This is a genomic window from uncultured Tateyamaria sp. (genome assembly GCF_947504105.1).
Classification (GTDB): domain Bacteria; phylum Pseudomonadota; class Alphaproteobacteria; order Rhodobacterales; family Rhodobacteraceae; genus Tateyamaria.
Map to the genome: position 1 here is coordinate 158,702 of NZ_CANNGP010000002.1, position 16,541 is coordinate 175,242.

Annotated in this window: 17 protein-coding genes; 9 read left to right on the top strand and 8 right to left on the bottom strand. The window is 56.2% G+C overall.

Annotation, left to right across the window (positions count from 1 at the left end):
* The first annotated feature begins 144 nt into the window (after positions 1 to 144).
* Complete coding sequence (locus Q1A75_RS02370) at positions 145 to 1,257, top strand: porin (protein ID WP_299548062.1); 1,113 nt, start codon at positions 145 to 147, stop codon at positions 1,255 to 1,257.
* Between the two features lie 28 nt (positions 1,258 to 1,285).
* On the opposite strand, the gene Q1A75_RS02375 is transcribed toward Q1A75_RS02370, so the two are convergent.
* Positions 1,286 to 2,110, bottom strand: a complete 825-nt coding sequence (locus Q1A75_RS02375) for an ABC transporter permease (protein ID WP_299548183.1) — start codon at positions 2,108 to 2,110, stop codon at positions 1,286 to 1,288.
* A 119-nt stretch (positions 2,111 to 2,229) separates the two neighbouring features.
* Between Q1A75_RS02375 and cysQ the strand changes: the two genes are divergently transcribed.
* The 8 genes from cysQ to Q1A75_RS02415 all read left to right on the top strand — a co-directional run bounded on the left by cysQ (position 2,230) and on the right by Q1A75_RS02415 (position 11,774).
* Complete coding sequence (gene cysQ / locus Q1A75_RS02380; RefSeq protein ID WP_299548065.1) at positions 2,230 to 3,027, top strand: 3'(2'),5'-bisphosphate nucleotidase CysQ; 798 nt, start codon at positions 2,230 to 2,232, stop codon at positions 3,025 to 3,027.
* Positions 3,027 to 3,827: a manno-octulosonate cytidylyltransferase gene (locus Q1A75_RS02385; protein ID WP_299548068.1), complete on the top strand. Its 801-nt coding sequence runs from the start codon at positions 3,027 to 3,029 to the stop codon at positions 3,825 to 3,827. Before cysQ ends, Q1A75_RS02385 begins: the two co-directional genes overlap by 1 nt.
* Positions 3,824 to 5,053, top strand: a complete 1,230-nt coding sequence (locus Q1A75_RS02390) for a glycosyltransferase (protein WP_299548071.1) — start codon at positions 3,824 to 3,826, stop codon at positions 5,051 to 5,053. The genes Q1A75_RS02385 and Q1A75_RS02390 overlap by 4 nt, the downstream gene beginning before the upstream one ends.
* A 125-nt stretch (positions 5,054 to 5,178) precedes the next feature.
* Complete coding sequence (gene galU / locus Q1A75_RS02395) at positions 5,179 to 6,072, top strand: UTP--glucose-1-phosphate uridylyltransferase GalU (protein ID WP_299548074.1); 894 nt, start codon at positions 5,179 to 5,181, stop codon at positions 6,070 to 6,072.
* Positions 6,073 to 6,448: 376 nt separating this feature from the next.
* Positions 6,449 to 7,588: a glycosyltransferase family 1 protein gene (locus Q1A75_RS02400; RefSeq protein ID WP_299548077.1), complete on the top strand. Its 1,140-nt coding sequence runs from the start codon at positions 6,449 to 6,451 to the stop codon at positions 7,586 to 7,588.
* A gap of 47 nt (positions 7,589 to 7,635) precedes the next feature.
* Entirely contained in the window at positions 7,636 to 8,646 is a 1,011-nt protein-coding gene (locus tag Q1A75_RS02405) for a glycosyltransferase family 2 protein (RefSeq protein ID WP_299548080.1), read from the top strand.
* Positions 8,643 to 10,340: a beta-1,6-N-acetylglucosaminyltransferase gene (locus Q1A75_RS02410; RefSeq protein ID WP_299548083.1), complete on the top strand. Its 1,698-nt coding sequence runs from the start codon at positions 8,643 to 8,645 to the stop codon at positions 10,338 to 10,340. Before Q1A75_RS02405 ends, Q1A75_RS02410 begins: the two co-directional genes overlap by 4 nt.
* A gap of 6 nt (positions 10,341 to 10,346) precedes the next feature.
* On the top strand, positions 10,347 to 11,774 hold the full coding sequence (locus tag Q1A75_RS02415) for a nodulation protein NodH (protein ID WP_299548086.1): 1,428 nt from the start codon (positions 10,347 to 10,349) through the stop codon (positions 11,772 to 11,774).
* On the opposite strand, the gene Q1A75_RS02420 is transcribed toward Q1A75_RS02415, so the two are convergent.
* From Q1A75_RS02420 to Q1A75_RS02450, 7 genes are all read right to left on the bottom strand, one after another.
* A complete protein-coding gene (locus Q1A75_RS02420; protein ID WP_299548089.1) occupies positions 11,771 to 12,235 on the bottom strand; it encodes a PTS sugar transporter subunit IIA in 465 nt (154 codons plus the stop codon). The genes Q1A75_RS02415 and Q1A75_RS02420 overlap by 4 nt on opposite strands.
* A gap of 36 nt (positions 12,236 to 12,271) precedes the next feature.
* Positions 12,272 to 12,835, bottom strand: coding sequence for a ribosome-associated translation inhibitor RaiA (gene raiA, locus Q1A75_RS02425; protein WP_299548092.1), 564 nt, complete (start codon positions 12,833 to 12,835; stop codon positions 12,272 to 12,274).
* A gap of 230 nt (positions 12,836 to 13,065) precedes the next feature.
* Positions 13,066 to 13,824, bottom strand: coding sequence for an LPS export ABC transporter ATP-binding protein (gene lptB / locus Q1A75_RS02430; protein ID WP_299548095.1), 759 nt, complete (start codon positions 13,822 to 13,824; stop codon positions 13,066 to 13,068).
* Positions 13,824 to 14,312: a lipopolysaccharide transport periplasmic protein LptA gene (gene lptA / locus Q1A75_RS02435; RefSeq protein WP_299548098.1), complete on the bottom strand. Its 489-nt coding sequence runs from the start codon at positions 14,310 to 14,312 to the stop codon at positions 13,824 to 13,826. Before lptA ends, lptB begins: the two co-directional genes overlap by 1 nt.
* Before the next feature lie 7 nt (positions 14,313 to 14,319).
* Positions 14,320 to 14,916 carry a hypothetical protein gene (locus Q1A75_RS02440; RefSeq protein WP_299548100.1) on the bottom strand — a complete coding sequence of 199 codons (597 nt, stop codon included), beginning with the start codon at positions 14,914 to 14,916 and terminating at the stop codon, positions 14,320 to 14,322.
* A gap of 10 nt (positions 14,917 to 14,926) precedes the next feature.
* On the bottom strand, positions 14,927 to 15,910 hold the full coding sequence (locus Q1A75_RS02445; protein ID WP_299548103.1) for a KpsF/GutQ family sugar-phosphate isomerase: 984 nt from the start codon (positions 15,908 to 15,910) through the stop codon (positions 14,927 to 14,929).
* A complete protein-coding gene (locus Q1A75_RS02450; protein WP_299548106.1) occupies positions 15,907 to 16,521 on the bottom strand; it encodes a ribonuclease D in 615 nt (204 codons plus the stop codon). Before Q1A75_RS02450 ends, Q1A75_RS02445 begins: the two co-directional genes overlap by 4 nt.
* Positions 16,522 to 16,541: the final 20 nt, after the last annotated feature.

Below are 16,541 nucleotides of genomic sequence, written 5' to 3' on the forward strand. Positions count from 1 at the left end.
CAGTTCTTAACTTTCTTACAGCGCGCCATCTTCCCCACACCACTTGCGCGCTAGCATCACATAACGTTTTCAATCCGCGCGGCACTGGCTTTGCGTGAATAGCTTCGTTTGCCCGTGGCGCCACAATATGACTGGACACATATCGTGACACATACACGGCTCTCATTACCTGCTGTTGCCTGCTTTGCGGGGATGGCGGCCACACCCGGTCTGGCCGGGCCCACATATGAAAACGCTTCTGGCGGGACTTTTACGCCCTATGGCCATTTGAATTTTGCAATCACTTCTTTCGATGATGGACAAGACGATAACAGCCAACTGGCCGACAACGAATCTTCGTCTTCGCGATTGGGTTTTCGTCTGACACAGCCCTTTGGCGAGAATGAGCTGACATTCCGATTTGAGACATCCATCGGTTTTGCCGCGAGTGATGAATTCAGCCAGACGTCCGATCCCGATGATTTCGACTGGGATCAAGAGAATTTGCGACATGTCGATCTAATCTATCGGACCGCGCAGTTTGGTACGTTTTATGCCGGTCAGGGCAGTATGGCATCCGATGGTGTCGGCCAATTCGATTCATCCGGTACGGGGCTGGCAACATCCATAGCGATTGGCGACGTTGCCGGTGGATTCCAATTGCGAGACACCGCAGGCGCTCTGACCGGGATCGAAGTTGGTGATGCCTTTGCCAGTTTTGACGGTACGCGCGCCGGCCGGGTTCGTTACGACACCCCGGCATTCAGCGGGTTCACCGCGTCATTTGCGGTGGGCGAGAACATTCTAGACGATGAAAGTGACGATGAATTCTATGACATCGCTGTCAGTTACGAAGGTAGTATTGGCTCAACCGAGGTCGAAGCGGGCATCGGGTACCAAGTGCGTGAGCGTCCTGGCAGCGAAGATCGCGAAGATACGTTTGGATCCGTGGGTGTCAAACTGCCCAGCGGTCTGAACTTTGCTTTTGCCGCGGGTGATCGGAACACGGCCGGAAACTATGTCTATGCCAAAGTCGGGTACGAGGCGGATTGGTTGAACGTTGGTTCGACGGCAGTGTCCTTGGACTACTTCTCGGCATCTGATTCTGTATCAAATGGGGACGATGCAGATGCCTTCGGCGTTGCGATTGTTCAGGATTTTGATCAGCAGAATGTCGAGGCGTATTTTGGATACCGCGACTATTCATACTCTGACACGTCGGGTACGAGTTTTCAGGACGCGTCGTCTTACATAGTAGGCGCGCGCTGGAGCTTTTGACGCGAAAAATAGACCTGAACGCGCAGTGCTATCGCCGCGCGTTCCAGCTGATAGATGCGTGGCGACGGGTGTAAAACTCGCCCATCAGGCCGACCATCAGAAGAATGACGCCGACCCACCACGCATATTCCCAGCTGGAATAGCGTGGATTGTAGTTGATGAAGGTGTAGCCGCGCGATTGGTCAATGGTGTGAAAAAGCGGGTTCCAATCGAACATGGCCAGCATGAACCCCGGCAGCGTGTTCGCCACGAACATCTTGCCTGACGCGATCATGTTCGCGCGCTGGTAAATCTGGGTGAATATAGAGACGAAGGTGGGAAACCAAGGCTTGATGGCCAGCAACACCAGTCCCAGCGCGCAGCCCGTGAACCACGCAAGCAGAAGCATCCCGAATGCCGCAAACGGATCTTCGATCTCCACCGGTGTGAAGGCTACGTGATAGACAAAAAGTATCATAAACAGCGACAGCACCTGTACATAGAGCGCGCCCATCGCCGCCGAACAGATCGATACAATCGTGTTCATCGGCGCGTGTTGCATCATCGGGCTCGCGGGTCCTTCGGCCCCAACCACGGCCCCCAGTGACTTCGTGTGGGTCATATACAGGAAAATGCCAGTCATGATGTACAGCAAGAAGTCGCCGCGGATTGCAGCCCCGCGCAGACCCAAAACCGAGAACATGACATAGAAGGCCATGACGAAGATTACCGCCTGAAGCATGTTCATTGCGATGGCCAAAAAGGCGTTGTTATGGGTTTTGCGCACGCTGCGCACGATCGAGTGATAGATCACCTCGAACATGGCAACGGCGCTGCCAAGCCCCGACTGCGGTTTGCGCGTTGATTGAAACATGAGCGGTTTTGCCTCGTAGAGTGCGAAGGTCGCAGGGAAATCTTGCCGTTCCGTTATCACGGCATCATAAGGATCACGCGGGTTGTTTTCAACAAATCCTCAGCCAAGGAGGCTACTTGATGAACTATAACGAGCTAATCCCTGTGATCCGTAAACTTGCCTTGGAAGCAGGCGACAAAATCATGGAGATTTATGGTGCCGACGACTTTGACGTGAAAGTCAAATCGGATGACAGCCCGGTGACCGAAGCCGATGAGGCGGCGGATGCGCTGATTTCGGCCGGGCTTCGTTCTGCGTTTCCAGATGTGATGCTTGTGACCGAAGAGCAGGCGGCCACCCACGATACAACCGGCAAGACATTTCTGATTGTTGATCCGCTTGATGGGACCAAAGAGTTCGTTCACCGCCGTGGAGATTTCACAGTAAACATCGCGTTGGTCGAGGATGGGGTGCCGACCCGCGGCGTAGTCTATGCGCCTGCCAAGGGCCGCATGTTCTACACGCAAGCAGATGGCAAGACGGTAGAAGAGACAGGTGCGCTCGACAAAGACACGGTGGGTGACATGACCCTCTTGTCCGTGGCTGCAAGCGACAACAGTGCACTCATGGTGGTCGCGTCGAAATCGCACCGAGATCAGGCCACGGATGACTACATTAACAAATATGCCGTCAAAGATATGAAAAGCGCTGGCTCGTCGCTGAAGTTCTGCCTTGTGGCGACGGGTGAGGCGGACATCTACCCTCGCGTTGGCCGTACAATGGAATGGGACACTGCCGCTGGTCACGCTGTATTGGCCGGGGCCGGTGGCAAGGTTGTTCGCTTCGATGACCACAGCCCGCTGATCTACGGCAAGGATGGCTATGCCAACCCGTTTTTCATTGCCTATGCCCCAGCCGTTGATCTGAAGTCGGCCTGATGTCCGTCTTGATCGTTATCCCGGCGCGCTATGCGTCGTCCCGTTACCCGGGTAAACCGCTTGTGCCGCTGGCTGGTGCAAGCGGGCAGTCACAAACGTTGATTGAGCGCAGTTGGCGTGCGGCCTTGGCCGTGGAAGGCGTGGACCGCGTTGTGGTGGCGACGGATGATGATCGGATCAAGGACGCGTCCGAAGCCTTTGGGGCCGAGGTGGTGATGACGTCCGAAACCTGCGGCAATGGGACCGAGCGCTGCGCTGAAGCGCACGAGGCGCTAGGTGCAGGTTACGAGATAGTGGTCAACTTGCAGGGTGATGCGCCACTTACCCCGGCGTGGTTCATCGAAGGGCTGGTGGCCGGCTTGCGCGCCGCACCCGATGCCGAGATCGCAACACCGGTGTTGCGATGTGACGGCGCAACCCTGCATGGTTTTCTGGAGGATCGGAAAGCAGGTCGTGTTGGTGGCACAACTGCCGTATTCGGCACCGCTGGCCAAGCGCTGTATTTCTCGAAAGAGGTGATCCCCTTTACCGACGCCGCCTATGCCGATGATGCCGATACGCCGGTGTTCCATCACGTGGGTGTCTATGCATATCGGCCGGACGCTCTCGCTGCCTATCCAATGTGGCCCGTGGGGCCACTCGAAACACTGGAAGGCTTGGAACAGCTACGCTTCCTTGAAAACGGGCGTCAGGTCTTGTGCGTCGAGGTCGAAGCGCGCGGCCGCCAATTCTGGGAGTTGAATAACCCCGCCGACGTCCCCCGGATCGAGGCGATGATGGCAGAGATGGGAGTGGCATGACGCAACCTGCGGTCAGCGTTGTGGTGGTAAGCCGCGACCGGCCGACCGCGCTGACCTGGTGCCTTACTGGGCTATCGCAGCTCCAGTATCCGACGTTTGAGATTGTGATCATCGCAGACCCGATGGGCTGCGAAGCAGTTCGGGCGGGGCCGTTTGCCGATCAGGTCAAACTGATTGAATTCGACCGGCCCAATATCTCCGAAGCCCGTAATCTTGGCATCAGCCACGCGGCAGGTGACATTGTGGCGTTCATTGACGACGATGCGGTGCCGGAACCCAGCTGGCTTCACCAGCTTGTCGCGCCAACGGATCGTGAGCATGTCGCGGCCGTCGGCGGCTTTGTTCGTGGACGCAACGGCATTTCATGGCAATGGCAGGCCCGTACCGTGGACACAATGGGTGATACCAAGCCGTTCGATGTCAGCCAGAACCGTGCCACCCTTTTGACGCCAAAGGGACAGCACGCAACCAAGACAGAAGGCACCAACATGGCCGTGCGCCGCGATGTGCTGGTGGCACTGGAAGGGTTCGATCCCGGATTTGCATTTTATCTGGATGAAACCGACCTGAACCTGCGTTTGGCCCATGCCGGTCATGCAACGGCCATCGTGCCAATGGCGGAAGTGCACCATGGGTTCGCGGCTAGCCCGCGCAGGCGCGGGGATCGTGTACCGCGCGATTTGTTCGATATCGGGTCAAGCTGGGCAGTGTTTCAGCGCAAGTACTTACCCGAGGGTCAACGCAGGAAACACTGGCGCGCGATTCGCAATGATGAGCGGGCGCGGGTTTTGACGCACATGGTTGCGGGGCGGCTCCTGCCTCGGGATGTGCGCTATTTACTGTCGCGCTTGGATCGGGGCTACGGACAGGGGTTGATGCGCCAACGTGGTGGCGCCCAAGTGTCGCGCAGTCCAATCTCGGCTTTCAAACCCTTTCCATGGCAAAAGCGTATGTCCGTTGTTCTGGCGGGGCGCAGCTGGCAGCATCGGCGACTGAGGGCCGAAGCGGCCCGACGTGCACAGCATGGCGAGATCGTAACGCTGTTTCTTTTCTCGCCTACGACACTGAGGCATCGTCTTCGGTTTGATACGGCTGGATTTTGGGAACAAAGTGGTGGATTATTCGGCAGGTCGATGCGAAATGCGCCCGTTTTTCGTATGTTTAGTTTCTCTGAACGAGTAGCGGCAGAAACGCGCCGCATCGGCAAACAGCGGCTTATCAATTGACCGTTTTCGGCGTGTCTAGGCAACACTTAGCCGGTGTCGACTTGCTTTGAACAATTGGACATTTATTAAACCGGCTTTAGTAGTAGTGACATTAAAAACATGAGCTTTGTAAGCAGAGGGTAGCAATGCGCAAAAAGGTAACCAAGGCGATCTTTCCGGTTGCAGGTTTGGGGACTCGGTTCCTACCGGCGACCAAATCGGTGCCCAAAGAAATCATGACGCTCGTTGATCGCCCGTTGATCCAATACGCGATTGACGAGGCAAGAGCCGCCGGGATCAAAGAGTTCATCTTTGTCACTTCCCGCGGCAAAGGCGCGCTTGAAGACTACTTTGACCATGCTCCGACTCTCGAGCAGGAGCTGCGTAAGAAGGGTAAGGACAAGCTTCTTGAAACCCTCAAAGACACCAACATGGAAAGCGGCGCGATTGCATATATCCGCCAGCACAAGGCACTTGGCCTTGGGCACGCTGTGTGGTGTGCCCGGCGCCTGATCGCAAATGAACCCTTTGCTGTCATCCTGCCCGACGACGTGATCGCGGCCGATACACCTTGTTTACGGCAGATGGTTGAGGCCTATAACGAAACGGGTGGCAACATTGTCGCCGCCATGGAGGTCCCGCCCGAGCGGGCATCTTCATACGGTGTTCTCGATATCAAGAACGACATGGGCCAATTGGTCGAGGCACAGGGCATGGTTGAGAAACCTGCGGAGGGCGAAGCACCGTCCAACCTTGCCGTGATCGGGCGGTACATCCTGACCACCAAAGTCTTGCGGTCGCTCAACCAGATGAAATCTGGCGCAGGCGGTGAAATCCAGCTAACCGACGCAATCGCCAGCGAAATCGGCGGCGAAGACGGTGTGTATGGCTTCCGTTTCCGCGGTCAGCGCTTTGATTGTGGTTCTAAATCCGGCTTCCTGCAGGCAACAGTTGCGTTTGGCCTGGCCCGGGACGAGTTGCGGGATGACCTTCTTGGATACATTCGTGATGTTGTCCAAATGGACAAGGCCGCTGAGTAAGCCGGGGCTGTGACGTGAAACATGTTTGTGTGACGGGCGGCTCTGGAAGTGGCCTGTCACACTTGGCAATCCGCAAACAGATTGGTGGGACGCCACTGCTTTCGATCCACTGATATAAAGCAATCTGGTGAACAGGGCCGCACCTGACGCGGTTTTTGATCAGTACATGCCTATTGCCGTAACCAATCAGTCCGTATCTTATACACATTGCGAATGTCGTGTCGGGCACCGCACCAAGTTGGTGTACTGATCGCCACGCGTGCAGGCTAAACTTGGATGGACCTGACCCGGTCCACGCCTGAAACCATGATTACCTACGTCTGGGGACGACACCAAACTGGCCACTACAACACATAAGCGGCCAAGCGCGCGTCTCTTGGACCTGACGCGCCTGACGCGTCGGGCAGGTCGTGTTCTGACCGGAGTGGACCGTGTTGAACTGGCATATCTCCGGGCGCTGCAGGATATGCCAGAGCCTCTTTTCGGGCTGATCCGATCAAGACTGGGTTACATCCTCCTGGACCCAAGCGGTGTCGCTGATGCTGTTCCCATTCTATCTGGCCCGGATGGCACGATGCCTGATCGACAAAGCAAATCCGCGTGGAGGTTGGCGCGCCGCAACGCACTTGCGCGCGTGCCTCCGTTCGGCTTGTCGGGTATGTTGCGCAGGCATCTGCCGTCCGGTACTGCTTATTTGAACACGGGACATTCCAACCTGACTGAGCGCGTGCTGCGTACGCTGAAAACCGTCGACATCCCGATCGCGGTTTTTGTGCATGACGTTATTCCAATTGAGTTTCCGCAATACCAACGCGATGGGGCCGCTGTACCCTTCGCGGCGATGATCGATCGGATCGGGCGATATGCTGATCTTGTCATCTACAACTCGGAAGACACCAAGCAGCGGACCGAGATGTTCCTTCACGGCCGTGCACCTGAGTCGATTGTTGCGCATTTGGGAACAGATGTGTCACCCGCCTGCCCGGATGATCTGCCCGATGATCTGCCTCCGACGTGGCCGTATTTCGTGGTCATCGGGACAATTGAACCACGCAAAAACCACGCCTTTCTGCTGGATCTTTGGGAAACGATGGGTGCTGACGCACCGACGCTGGTGATTGCCGGGAGCCGCGGATGGAAAAATGAGGATGTATTTGCCCGACTTGATGCGCTGCCTGTGGGCGGCAGTATCCGTGAAGTGACTAGCCTGAGTGATGGTGCGCTCGCCGCACTTGTGGACGGGTCAGCGGGTGTTTTGCTACCATCTCATGCTGAAGGGTTCGGTATGCCTGCCGTCGAAGCGGCGGCACGGGGCGTCCCTGTTGTTGTAAACACACTCAGTGTCTTTGGTGAATTCCTGGGCGACATTCCCATTTACGCAAGCGTTTCAGATCGTTATCTGTGGATAAAGACGATCAACGCACTGGCCGGGGCAGGGCCACTCAAGCCAAAGCACCCACAGTTTGAACCGCCCAGTTGGGATGCGCATTTCAAGACTGTGTTAAGGTTGACCTGATAGGCGCGAGTGAGACCGAAAAGTCGGCTGGCAAAGGACGGGGCAATTTGGGCGCTTGGCAGTCATATCGGCTGAGACTTCAGCGTAAGCGGTGGCGTATCCGGGCGTTCCGGAAGCGCCGTGAGCTGTCTCGTATTGTCAATCGTACCGGCCAGATTCGCGCAAATGACCTACTGTGTTTTTCAACACTCCGGAACGAGGCGGTCCGGCTTCCTTATTTCTTGAACTACTATCGCGAAATGGGGATCAATCATTTCCTGATCGTTGACAATGACAGCACGGATGGGTCGCTGGACTATCTGGCTCAGCAGCCCGATGTATCGGTCTGGTCCACAGAAGCGAGCTACAAGCGATCGCGATTTGGCGTTGATTGGCTGAATTGGTTGCAAATGAAATACGGTCACGGGCATTGGACCCTGGTCGTGGATCCGGACGAGTTCCTGATTTATCCGTTTTGCGATACGCGGCCCCTGCGCGCGTTGACCGATTGGCTTGATGCGTCCTCGATCAAGTCTTTTTCCGCCATGCTGTTGGATATGTACCCAAAGGGCCGGTTGGATGAGCAACCCTATGCTGCTGGCCAGAACCCAATGGAAATTGCGAGTTGGTTTGACAGTGGAAACTACACGATCACGAAGAACAACAGGCTCGGCAATCTTTGGATTCAGGGCGGTCCACGATCCCGTGTCTTTTTCCCGGAGGAGCCGGAGCGCGCACCGGCGCTGAACAAGATGCCGCTGGTAAAGTGGGATCGGCGCTATGCGTATGCCAGTTCCACACACATGTTGCTGCCACGTGGGCTAAATCAGGTCTATGACGAATGGGGTGGTGAAAAGGCCTCGGGAGTGTTGTTGCACGCCAAGTTTCTGGACACATTCACTGCCAAGGCGTCAGAAGAACTGGACCGCAAACAGCATTATGCGGCGTCAGTTGAGTACAAAGCCTATGCAGCAACGCTGCGCGATGACCCTGATCTGTGGTGCAAGTGGTCCGAGAAATACATCAACTGGCGCCAACTTGAGATCCTGGGCCTTATGTCCAAGGGGAACTGGGCATGAGTGTTGGTATCGTCATGCTTGTGCATACCGCGCTTGATCGTGCGGAACAGGCAGCGCGGTTCTGGGCCATGGGTGGATGCCCGGTTGTCATCCATGTCGATGTGAATGTGCCGAACAAGACATATGCCACATTTACCAAGGCGTTGTCTGACATCCCGATCATCAAGTTCTCGAAACGCTTCCGGTGCGAGTGGGGCACTTGGAGCATTGTTGCGGCCAGCCAGGCTGCGTCTGAACTCATGTTGACCGAGTTCGCAGATGTGCGGCATGTCTACCTCGCTTCGGGGTCGTGCCTGCCCCTGCGCCCGGTCGAAGAATTGGTGGATTACCTTGCTGCCCGCCCTCGCACAGATTTCATCGAAAGTGCAACGACCGCCGACGTACCCTGGACCGTCGGAGGGCTCGACCATGAACGATTTACGCTGCGCTTCCCATTTTCGTGGAAACGACAACGGCTCCTTTTCGACAAATATGTCGAACTGCAGCGCAGGCTGGGAACAAAACGCAGGATACCCGTGGGTCTGGTGCCGCACATGGGCAGCCAGTGGTGGTGTCTCACGCGGCAGACTCTGTCGGCGATCCTTCAAGGACCAGACCGAAAAGAGTATGATGCTTATTTCAAGCGGGTATGGATCCCTGACGAAAGCTACTACCAGACGCTGGCCCGGCAATATGCGATTGAAATCGAAAGCAGATCACTGACCCTGTCCAAGTTCGACTTTCAGGGCAAGCCGCACATTTTTTATGATGACCATCTGCAACTTCTGCGGCGATCAGATTGTTTTGTCGCGCGCAAGATTTGGCCCCATGCCAATCGTCTGTACGAAGCATTCCTGACAGACCCGGCAGGCGCGATGAAGCGTACAGAACCCAATCCCGGCAAGATCGACCGCATCTTTGCCAAAGCCGTTGAACGGCGGACGCGCGGGCGTCCGGGCTTGTACATGCAAAGCCGCTTTCCAAACGAGGATTGGGAAAACGGCGTGACCGCGGCCCCCTACTCGGTGTTCCAGGGCTTTACAGAGATTTTCGAGAATTTCGAACCATGGTTGGCCAAGGCGACGGGCGCGCGCGTGCATGGGCACCTGTTTCACCCTGATCGGGTCGAGTTTGCCGAAGGGCAGGCCACGCTGAACGGTGCCCTTAGCGACAGCGCGAAAGCGCGTGATTATAATCCGAATTCGTTTCTGACAAACCTGATCTGGAACACGCGGGGTGAGCGGCAGTGTTTCCAGTTCGGCCCTGCTGACAACCAAAGTATCAATTGGCGCGTGGCCAAGGATCCGAATGCGCAGATCTCTGTCATCTCCGGTGCATGGTCCGTACCGTTATTCCGTTCGAACATGAACTTTATGGATATTCGGAAAGAAGCAGCGCGCCTGCAAAAGCTTGAAAGTGACCATCTTAATGTACTGCGCTCGCCCTATGCCAAGGCGCGTATTCGCGTTTGGACTATGGCCGAATTCGTCGAGGCGCCGATGGAGCCGCTTCAGGGTATCTTGGATGAGATCGGCCTGACCCACACCCGCCGCTTGTCCGAAGTGCCGAAGCTGGCCAATCTGACCGGCTTTGGCCAATTCCTGCAGAACCTAAAAAATCAGGGAATGCACCCCTATCTTATGGGTGATTTTCCTGTTGCGCTGGGCCCGAAACCCGCCCCGGATCCCGCGCGCAAACCTTACTTGGTGCGTTAATCTGATATGGCTAAATTCGACTATTTCGTCGTGTTTGCAGAAATGCGGACAGGTTCAAATTTTTTGGAAACCAACCTGAATGCGTTCGACGGCCTGTCCTGTCATGGTGAGGCGTTCAACCCATTCTTCATCGGATATCCGAACGCCGATGGGATCCTTGGTATCACGCAGGAAATGCGCGATTCGGACCCCAAAACATTGCTGCGTGAGATCAAGAAAACTCCCGATCTCAGTGGGTTTCGATACTTTCACGACCATGACCTACGTATCTTTGACAAGGTTATGGACGATCCCAAATGCGCCAAGATTGTGCTAACCCGCAACCCGGTGGACAGCTATGTGTCGTGGAAGATCGCGCAGGCAACGGGCCAGTGGAAGCTGACAGACGCCAAGGCGCGCAAAGACGGCAAGGCCACCTTTGTTGCCGATGAATTCGTCACCCATCTCAGCGCGCTTCAAGAATTTCAGGTCACCTTGCTGAACCGTCTACAGTTCTCGGGCCAGACGGCGTTTTATGTGGGCTATGAAGATTTGCAGAACCTGCAGGCGATGAACGGATTGGCCAAGTGGCTTGGTGTCGATAGCCAGCTCGATGCGTTGGACAAAAGCTTGAAGGTGCAAAACCCCAGTGCTCTATCCGACAAGGTCAGCAACTTTGGGCACATGCAAAAGGCATTGTTGGACCTTGACCAGTTCAATCTGACCCGAACGCCTAATTTCGAACCAAGGCGCGGAGCGGCTGTGCCCACCTACTTTGCCAGCCAATCCCAGCCGATTTTGTATCTGCCAATCCGCGGCTGGCCTGACGACCAGGCGCTGGGCTGGTTGAATGCGCTGGACAAGGCAAAGGGGGTCCAGCCCAAGTCCAGACTGTCCCAGAACGATATGCGCGACTGGATGCGGGCTAACCCCGGTCACCGCAGCTTTTCGGTATTGCGCCATCCGCTGGAGCGCGCGCACGCTGTGTTCTGTCACCGTATTCTGAACACGGGACAGGGCGGGTATGGCGGAATCCGGGCGACCTTGGGCAAACGGTACAAACTGGCGTTGCCCGATGATCCTTCCGATGTGTCCTATGACAAGGTTGCGCACCGCGATGCGTTTGCAGCGTTCCTGAGGTTTTTAAAAGCTAACCTGAACGGTCAAACGGCTATACGCGTGGACCCGGACTGGGCCAGTCAAGCCAAGACAGTCGAAGGGTTTGCTGAATATGCGCTGCCACATCGTCTGATGCGTGCTGAAACACTTGCACATGAGTTGGCGGAGTTGGGTGCCTCAATCGGTCTTGCGGATGCGCCTCAACTTGATGCGCCTGCCACCGATACGCCCCACAAATTGACCGATATCTATGACACAGAGATCGAGGGCTTGGCGCGTGCAGCCTATGCGTGCGACTACCTGATGTTCGGCTTTAGGGATTGGGCGCCGACCTAGGCTGCCTGCGCAGGCTTTGCTTCGTTTAGGATTGCAAACAATGTGCTTGCGTCGGGATTGGCGCGCAGCTTGTTGCAGATTGCAGTGTCGCGGAGTGTCCGCGACACCAGCGCCAATGCCTTGAGGTGTTCCACGCCCGCCTCTTCCGGGGCGAATAGGGCAAAGGCAATATCGACCGGCTGGCGGTCGACCGCATCAAAGTCGATGGGTTTGTCGAGCAGAACAAATGCACCCATAACGTCCGAGATACCATCCAGGCGTGCGTGCGGCAGGGCAACACCATGTCCTACGCCTGTGGGTCCCAGCGCTTCGCGCGCAATTAGCGATTCAACAACAAGCGCCGCATTCAGATCATAGGCAGATTGCACGAGATCACCGATCTCGTGAAAAAGCCGTTTCTTGGACGAGGCGGAGGTAACAACCTTGACCGCCTCGGGTTTCAAAAGAGTCCCAAAGTTCATTCTGCTCTCTCGTCGGTGCGTCTTGGCACCGATCCCTTACGGGTCGATCCAACCAATGTTCCCGTCTTCGCGACGGTAGACCACGTTCAGCCCGTCTTTTCCTTCGTTCCGGAACACCAGCACTGGGGCGCCCGCCAATTCCATTTGCATGACCGCTTCACCAACCGACAGCGATGGAATCTTGGTTTCCATCTCGGCCACGATCATCGGTTGCAGCGTCTCGGGTTCCGAGTCGCCAGCTCCTTCGTCAGACGCGAGGATATAAGAGGCCGCGCCAGAGAGTTCAACCGGCTGTGCACGTTCCTTGTGATGGTCTTTGAGACGGCGTTTGTAACGCCTCAATTGCTTCTCCATTTTCTCGGAACAGCCGTCAAAAGCTGCATATATTTCAGTGGCATGGGCTTTTGCCTGGGCAGTCAATCCCGTTGACAGGTGCACCGTTGCTTCACATACGAATTCATGCGCAGACTTGGAAAACACCACTTGGGCGTTTGTTGGGCGTTCGGCGTATTTCTGCACAACCGTGCCCAAATCATCCCGTACGTGGGTTTGCAGCGCTTCACCGATATCGATCTGTTTGCCACTGATTTGATACTGCATTCTTGCTCCTTATGGTGTGTCCGCAACGCGCACTTTTCCCTGTCGATGACCGACACGGCGATGTGCTGTTAGAAGTGCGGGAGTGGCTTTGCCTGAACCTGACCATTCGGCCACCCTGACATCAGGATGAACGACTCGCGGATCGGGAACAGCGTCAAAGCCATACCCTATTGCACGCCAAAACGCTGGTGTCTGTCAATGAAAAGCGACCGCGCCGAACAGCGTTTCGATCACCCGATACGGAAATTTTCGCCAAGGTACACCCGGCGTACATTGTCGTTCTGCACGACTTCTTGCGGCGTGCCTGACATCAACACCTGCCCATCGTGGAGGATATAGGCCCGGTCCACAATTTCGAGCGTTTCGCGTACATTGTGGTCTGTGATCAGAACGCCAATGCCGCGTTTTTTTAGATCCGCAACAAGGTGCCGAATATCTCCAACCGAGATTGGATCGACCCCGGCAAAAGGTTCATCCAGTAACAAGTAGTTGGGATTTGCGGCCAGCGAACGGGCAATCTCGACCCGGCGTCGTTCCCCACCTGACAGAGCCAGCGCAGGGGCCCTGCGCATGTGTTCAATGGAAAACTCGCTCAGCAGTTCTTCGAGCCGCTCGCGCCGCTTGTGTCTGTCCGGTTCGGTGATGTCGAGGATGGCAAGGATGTTGTCCTGCACGCTCAAGCCGCGGAAAATGCTCATTTCCTGCGGCAGATACCCGATGCCCATTTGGGCACGGCGATACATGGGCAAGCTGGTAACATCTGTGCCGTCCAATGTGACGGTGCCACCTTCCGGTGTGACCAACCCGGCCACGGCATAGAACGTGGTTGTCTTTCCGGATCCGTTGGGACCCAGCAGGGCAACGACCTCGCCCCGGTTCAATTCCATCGAAAAGTCGCGGATGACCAGTTTCTTGCGATAGGATTTGCGTAAGTGCGATATACGCAGACCGGACAACCCGCCGGCCACTTTAAGATCGGGTGCTGCCATCAGTTGTTGCCGGTTTGCAGTATCGTTTTGACGCTGCCTTGCATCCGCGCGGTGCCGTCATCCAGGTTTACGGTCATTCGGTTCGCCGAGATGGCGCTTTGTCCCTGTGCCAGCAGCACGTCGCCAGTCATCACGATCAATCCTGTGTCGATGCTATAATCGGCACGCTGCGATTCGGCGGCATCGGGACCAGACACCAACGTTACGCCGCCCGTCGCTTCCATCCGCTCAATGCCAGCCTCATCTTCGCGATAGACAATCAGGACGCGGGGCGCAGAAAGGCGCATTTCACCCTGTCCGATCACCACGTTTCCGGTGAAGATCGCTGCACCTGTGGTCTGATCCACGTTCAGCTCGTCTGCACTGACCTCAACCGGCGCTGACGTGTCCTGCCGGATCGCGCCAAATGCGACCTGCGTCCCCTGGGCGTAAAGCGGTGTGATCAGGCCCAGTACGAGCAGGCAGGCTATGGCACGCAAAATAGTCACGGGTCTATCACTCTTCCAATTCTTCCGGGCGGTATATCAACTTTACGCCCTTTGTGAAAACCAAATGGGCATTTTCGCCGCCGTCGGTTTTTTCGAGTCTCATTTCGCCCGCTTCCAGCGTTCCCGACAGCCCTGTGCCGGTCACAGGCCCGGGCGATCTCACCGACATACGATCAAAATCGGTCAATAGTTCGTCGGAATTCAGCTTGTATCCGGTCGACGTGGTGATCACGACATTTCCGGCCAAAGAAGATGCACCTCCAGCAAGATCAAATTCACCCGAGTCCGAAAACAGAACAACACGTGTGCCGGACGACAGGTCGATATGTGCAGCCAGATCGGTTGCTGCATTATTCTGATCGTCGGCTGTCGCCATGGTGCCCGCTGAAACGGATATCCGGTCGCCACTGGAAGATGTGCCGGAATAGAACGGGGCCGTCACTTGCTGCCCACGTAACCGTTCCTGAACTTCGGTTTCTGCAAAGGGTACCGATGCGATAGGGTCAATATTGCGCGACAACAGGAACAACGTAGACAGCAGACCAAGCGCCGTCAGAGGCAGCAACACCTTGAGCCAGGCAACAAGTTTTGAATAGCCGTCCATGCCATTTCCCTTAACCCAGCCCCACGCGCAAGCAGTCGTGGATGTGAATCAGACCCATTGGCGCACTGCTATTCTCTTCTTCAGCCACAAACAGGCATGTCACAGACCGTTCGCCCGCCCGCCCATTCATAATGCTGACTGCCTCTTGTGCCAAAACATCAGGGCCGATTGTTCTGGGAGACATGGTCATCACATCCTCTGCCTTCAAGTCCAGCAGCCCATCGCTCATGTGACGCCGCAGGTCACCGTCGGTGATAATGCCGATCAGGCTGCCGCCGTCGTCCAATACGCCAACAACGCCAAACCCTTTTTCGCTTATTTCAAGCAACGCATCGGCCATGGTAGTGTCTGTGTTGACCAGCGGCAAAGCAGATCCAGAGTGCATAAGATCGGACACACGTGCCAATTGCGCACCCAACTTGCCGCCTGGATGAAACTCGCGAAAGTGTTCCGCCGTGAATTCACGATGTTCCATCAAAGCCACGGCAAGCGCATCGCCCATAGCGAGGGTCAGCGTCGTCGAGGTCGTCGGCACGACCCCTGTGCCGCAGGCCTCGCCCAGATCGGGCAATTGCAAGACGACGTCACATTCATTGCCAAGTGCGCTTTGGGGGGCCTTGGTGATTCCGATCAACGGAATATCGAACCGGCGCGAAAAGGCAATCATGTTTGCCAGTTCAGGTGCTTCGCCTGAATTGGAAATGGCAAGCACCACATCAGATCGCGTGACCATGCCCAGATCACCATGGCTTGCTTCGGCCGGGTGCACGAATTGAGCAGGTGTGCCTGTACTGGCAAGTGTCGCTGCAATCTTGCGTGCGATATGGCCAGATTTGCCAATCCCTGTGACAATGACCCTGCCATTGGCATGCAACAGCAGGTCAATAGCCGTCCTAAAGCTGCCATCAAGCCGGTCAGCCATGACAGTCAGCGCGTCCGCCTCACTGCGGATGACGCGTCGGGCAGTGTCGATGAAAGGGGTCTTGCCGGTCATGAGTGTGCAAAGATGTCCGTATCAGGCCAGCCCGCTAGATCCAGGCGTGCTCGCATGGGCAGGAAGTCGAAGCAGGCATGCGCCATCTCCATCCGCCCTTCACGCACCAGCCGTTCATTCAATGCGTCGCGCAGCTTGTGCAGGTACAAAACATCGGATGCGGCGTATTCCAGTTGAGCGTCGGTCAGCGTATCCGCCCCCCAGTCGCTGGATTGCTGCTGTTTCGAGATGTCGATGCCCAGCAATTCCTGCAACAGGTTCTTCAGTCCGTGCCGGTCGGTGTATGTGCGGATCAGGCGGCTTGCGATCTTGGTGCAGTAAACCGGCGCCGTGACCGCGCCAAAGGCGTTCAGCATTGCGGCAATATCGAAGCGACCAAAGTGAAACAGCTTCAGCACGTTCGGATCTTCCAGCAGGCGGCACAGGTTCGGAGCGTCGGTCTGGCCCAGCTTGATCTGCACGATATGTGCGTTGCCATCACCGCCCGACAATTGCACCACACATAGACGGTCACGGTGCGGGTTCAGGCCCATGGTTTCACAGTCGATAGCGACAACAGGCCCAAGGTCCAGATCATCGGGCAGGTCGGAAATATGCAGATGGTTTGTCATGCGCCCGCTATAGCGCGGGT

Excerpts from the sequence above, each read along its gene's own strand:
- Q1A75_RS02445 (WP_299548103.1), bottom strand. The coding sequence starts at position 15,910 with ATGACCGGCAAGACCCCTTTCATCGACACTGCCCGACGCGTCATCCGC.
- cysQ (WP_299548065.1), top strand. The coding sequence starts at position 2,230 with ATGAACTATAACGAGCTAATCCCTGTGATCCGTAAACTTGCCTTGGAA.
- Q1A75_RS02385 (WP_299548068.1), top strand. The coding sequence starts at position 3,027 with ATGTCCGTCTTGATCGTTATCCCGGCGCGCTATGCGTCGTCCCGTTAC.
- Q1A75_RS02420 (WP_299548089.1), bottom strand. The coding sequence starts at position 12,235 with ATGAACTTTGGGACTCTTTTGAAACCCGAGGCGGTCAAGGTTGTTACC.
- galU (WP_299548074.1), top strand. The coding sequence starts at position 5,179 with ATGCGCAAAAAGGTAACCAAGGCGATCTTTCCGGTTGCAGGTTTGGGG.
- Q1A75_RS02375 (WP_299548183.1), bottom strand. The coding sequence starts at position 2,110 with ATGTTTCAATCAACGCGCAAACCGCAGTCGGGGCTTGGCAGCGCCGTT.
- Q1A75_RS02415 (WP_299548086.1), top strand. The coding sequence starts at position 10,347 with ATGGCTAAATTCGACTATTTCGTCGTGTTTGCAGAAATGCGGACAGGT.
- raiA (WP_299548092.1), bottom strand. The coding sequence starts at position 12,835 with ATGCAGTATCAAATCAGTGGCAAACAGATCGATATCGGTGAAGCGCTG.
- Q1A75_RS02450 (WP_299548106.1), bottom strand. The coding sequence starts at position 16,521 with ATGACAAACCATCTGCATATTTCCGACCTGCCCGATGATCTGGACCTT.
- Q1A75_RS02440 (WP_299548100.1), bottom strand. The coding sequence starts at position 14,916 with ATGGACGGCTATTCAAAACTTGTTGCCTGGCTCAAGGTGTTGCTGCCT.
- Q1A75_RS02390 (WP_299548071.1), top strand. The coding sequence starts at position 3,824 with ATGACGCAACCTGCGGTCAGCGTTGTGGTGGTAAGCCGCGACCGGCCG.
- lptB (WP_299548095.1), bottom strand. The coding sequence starts at position 13,824 with ATGGCAGCACCCGATCTTAAAGTGGCCGGCGGGTTGTCCGGTCTGCGT.
- Q1A75_RS02410 (WP_299548083.1), top strand. The coding sequence starts at position 8,643 with ATGAGTGTTGGTATCGTCATGCTTGTGCATACCGCGCTTGATCGTGCG.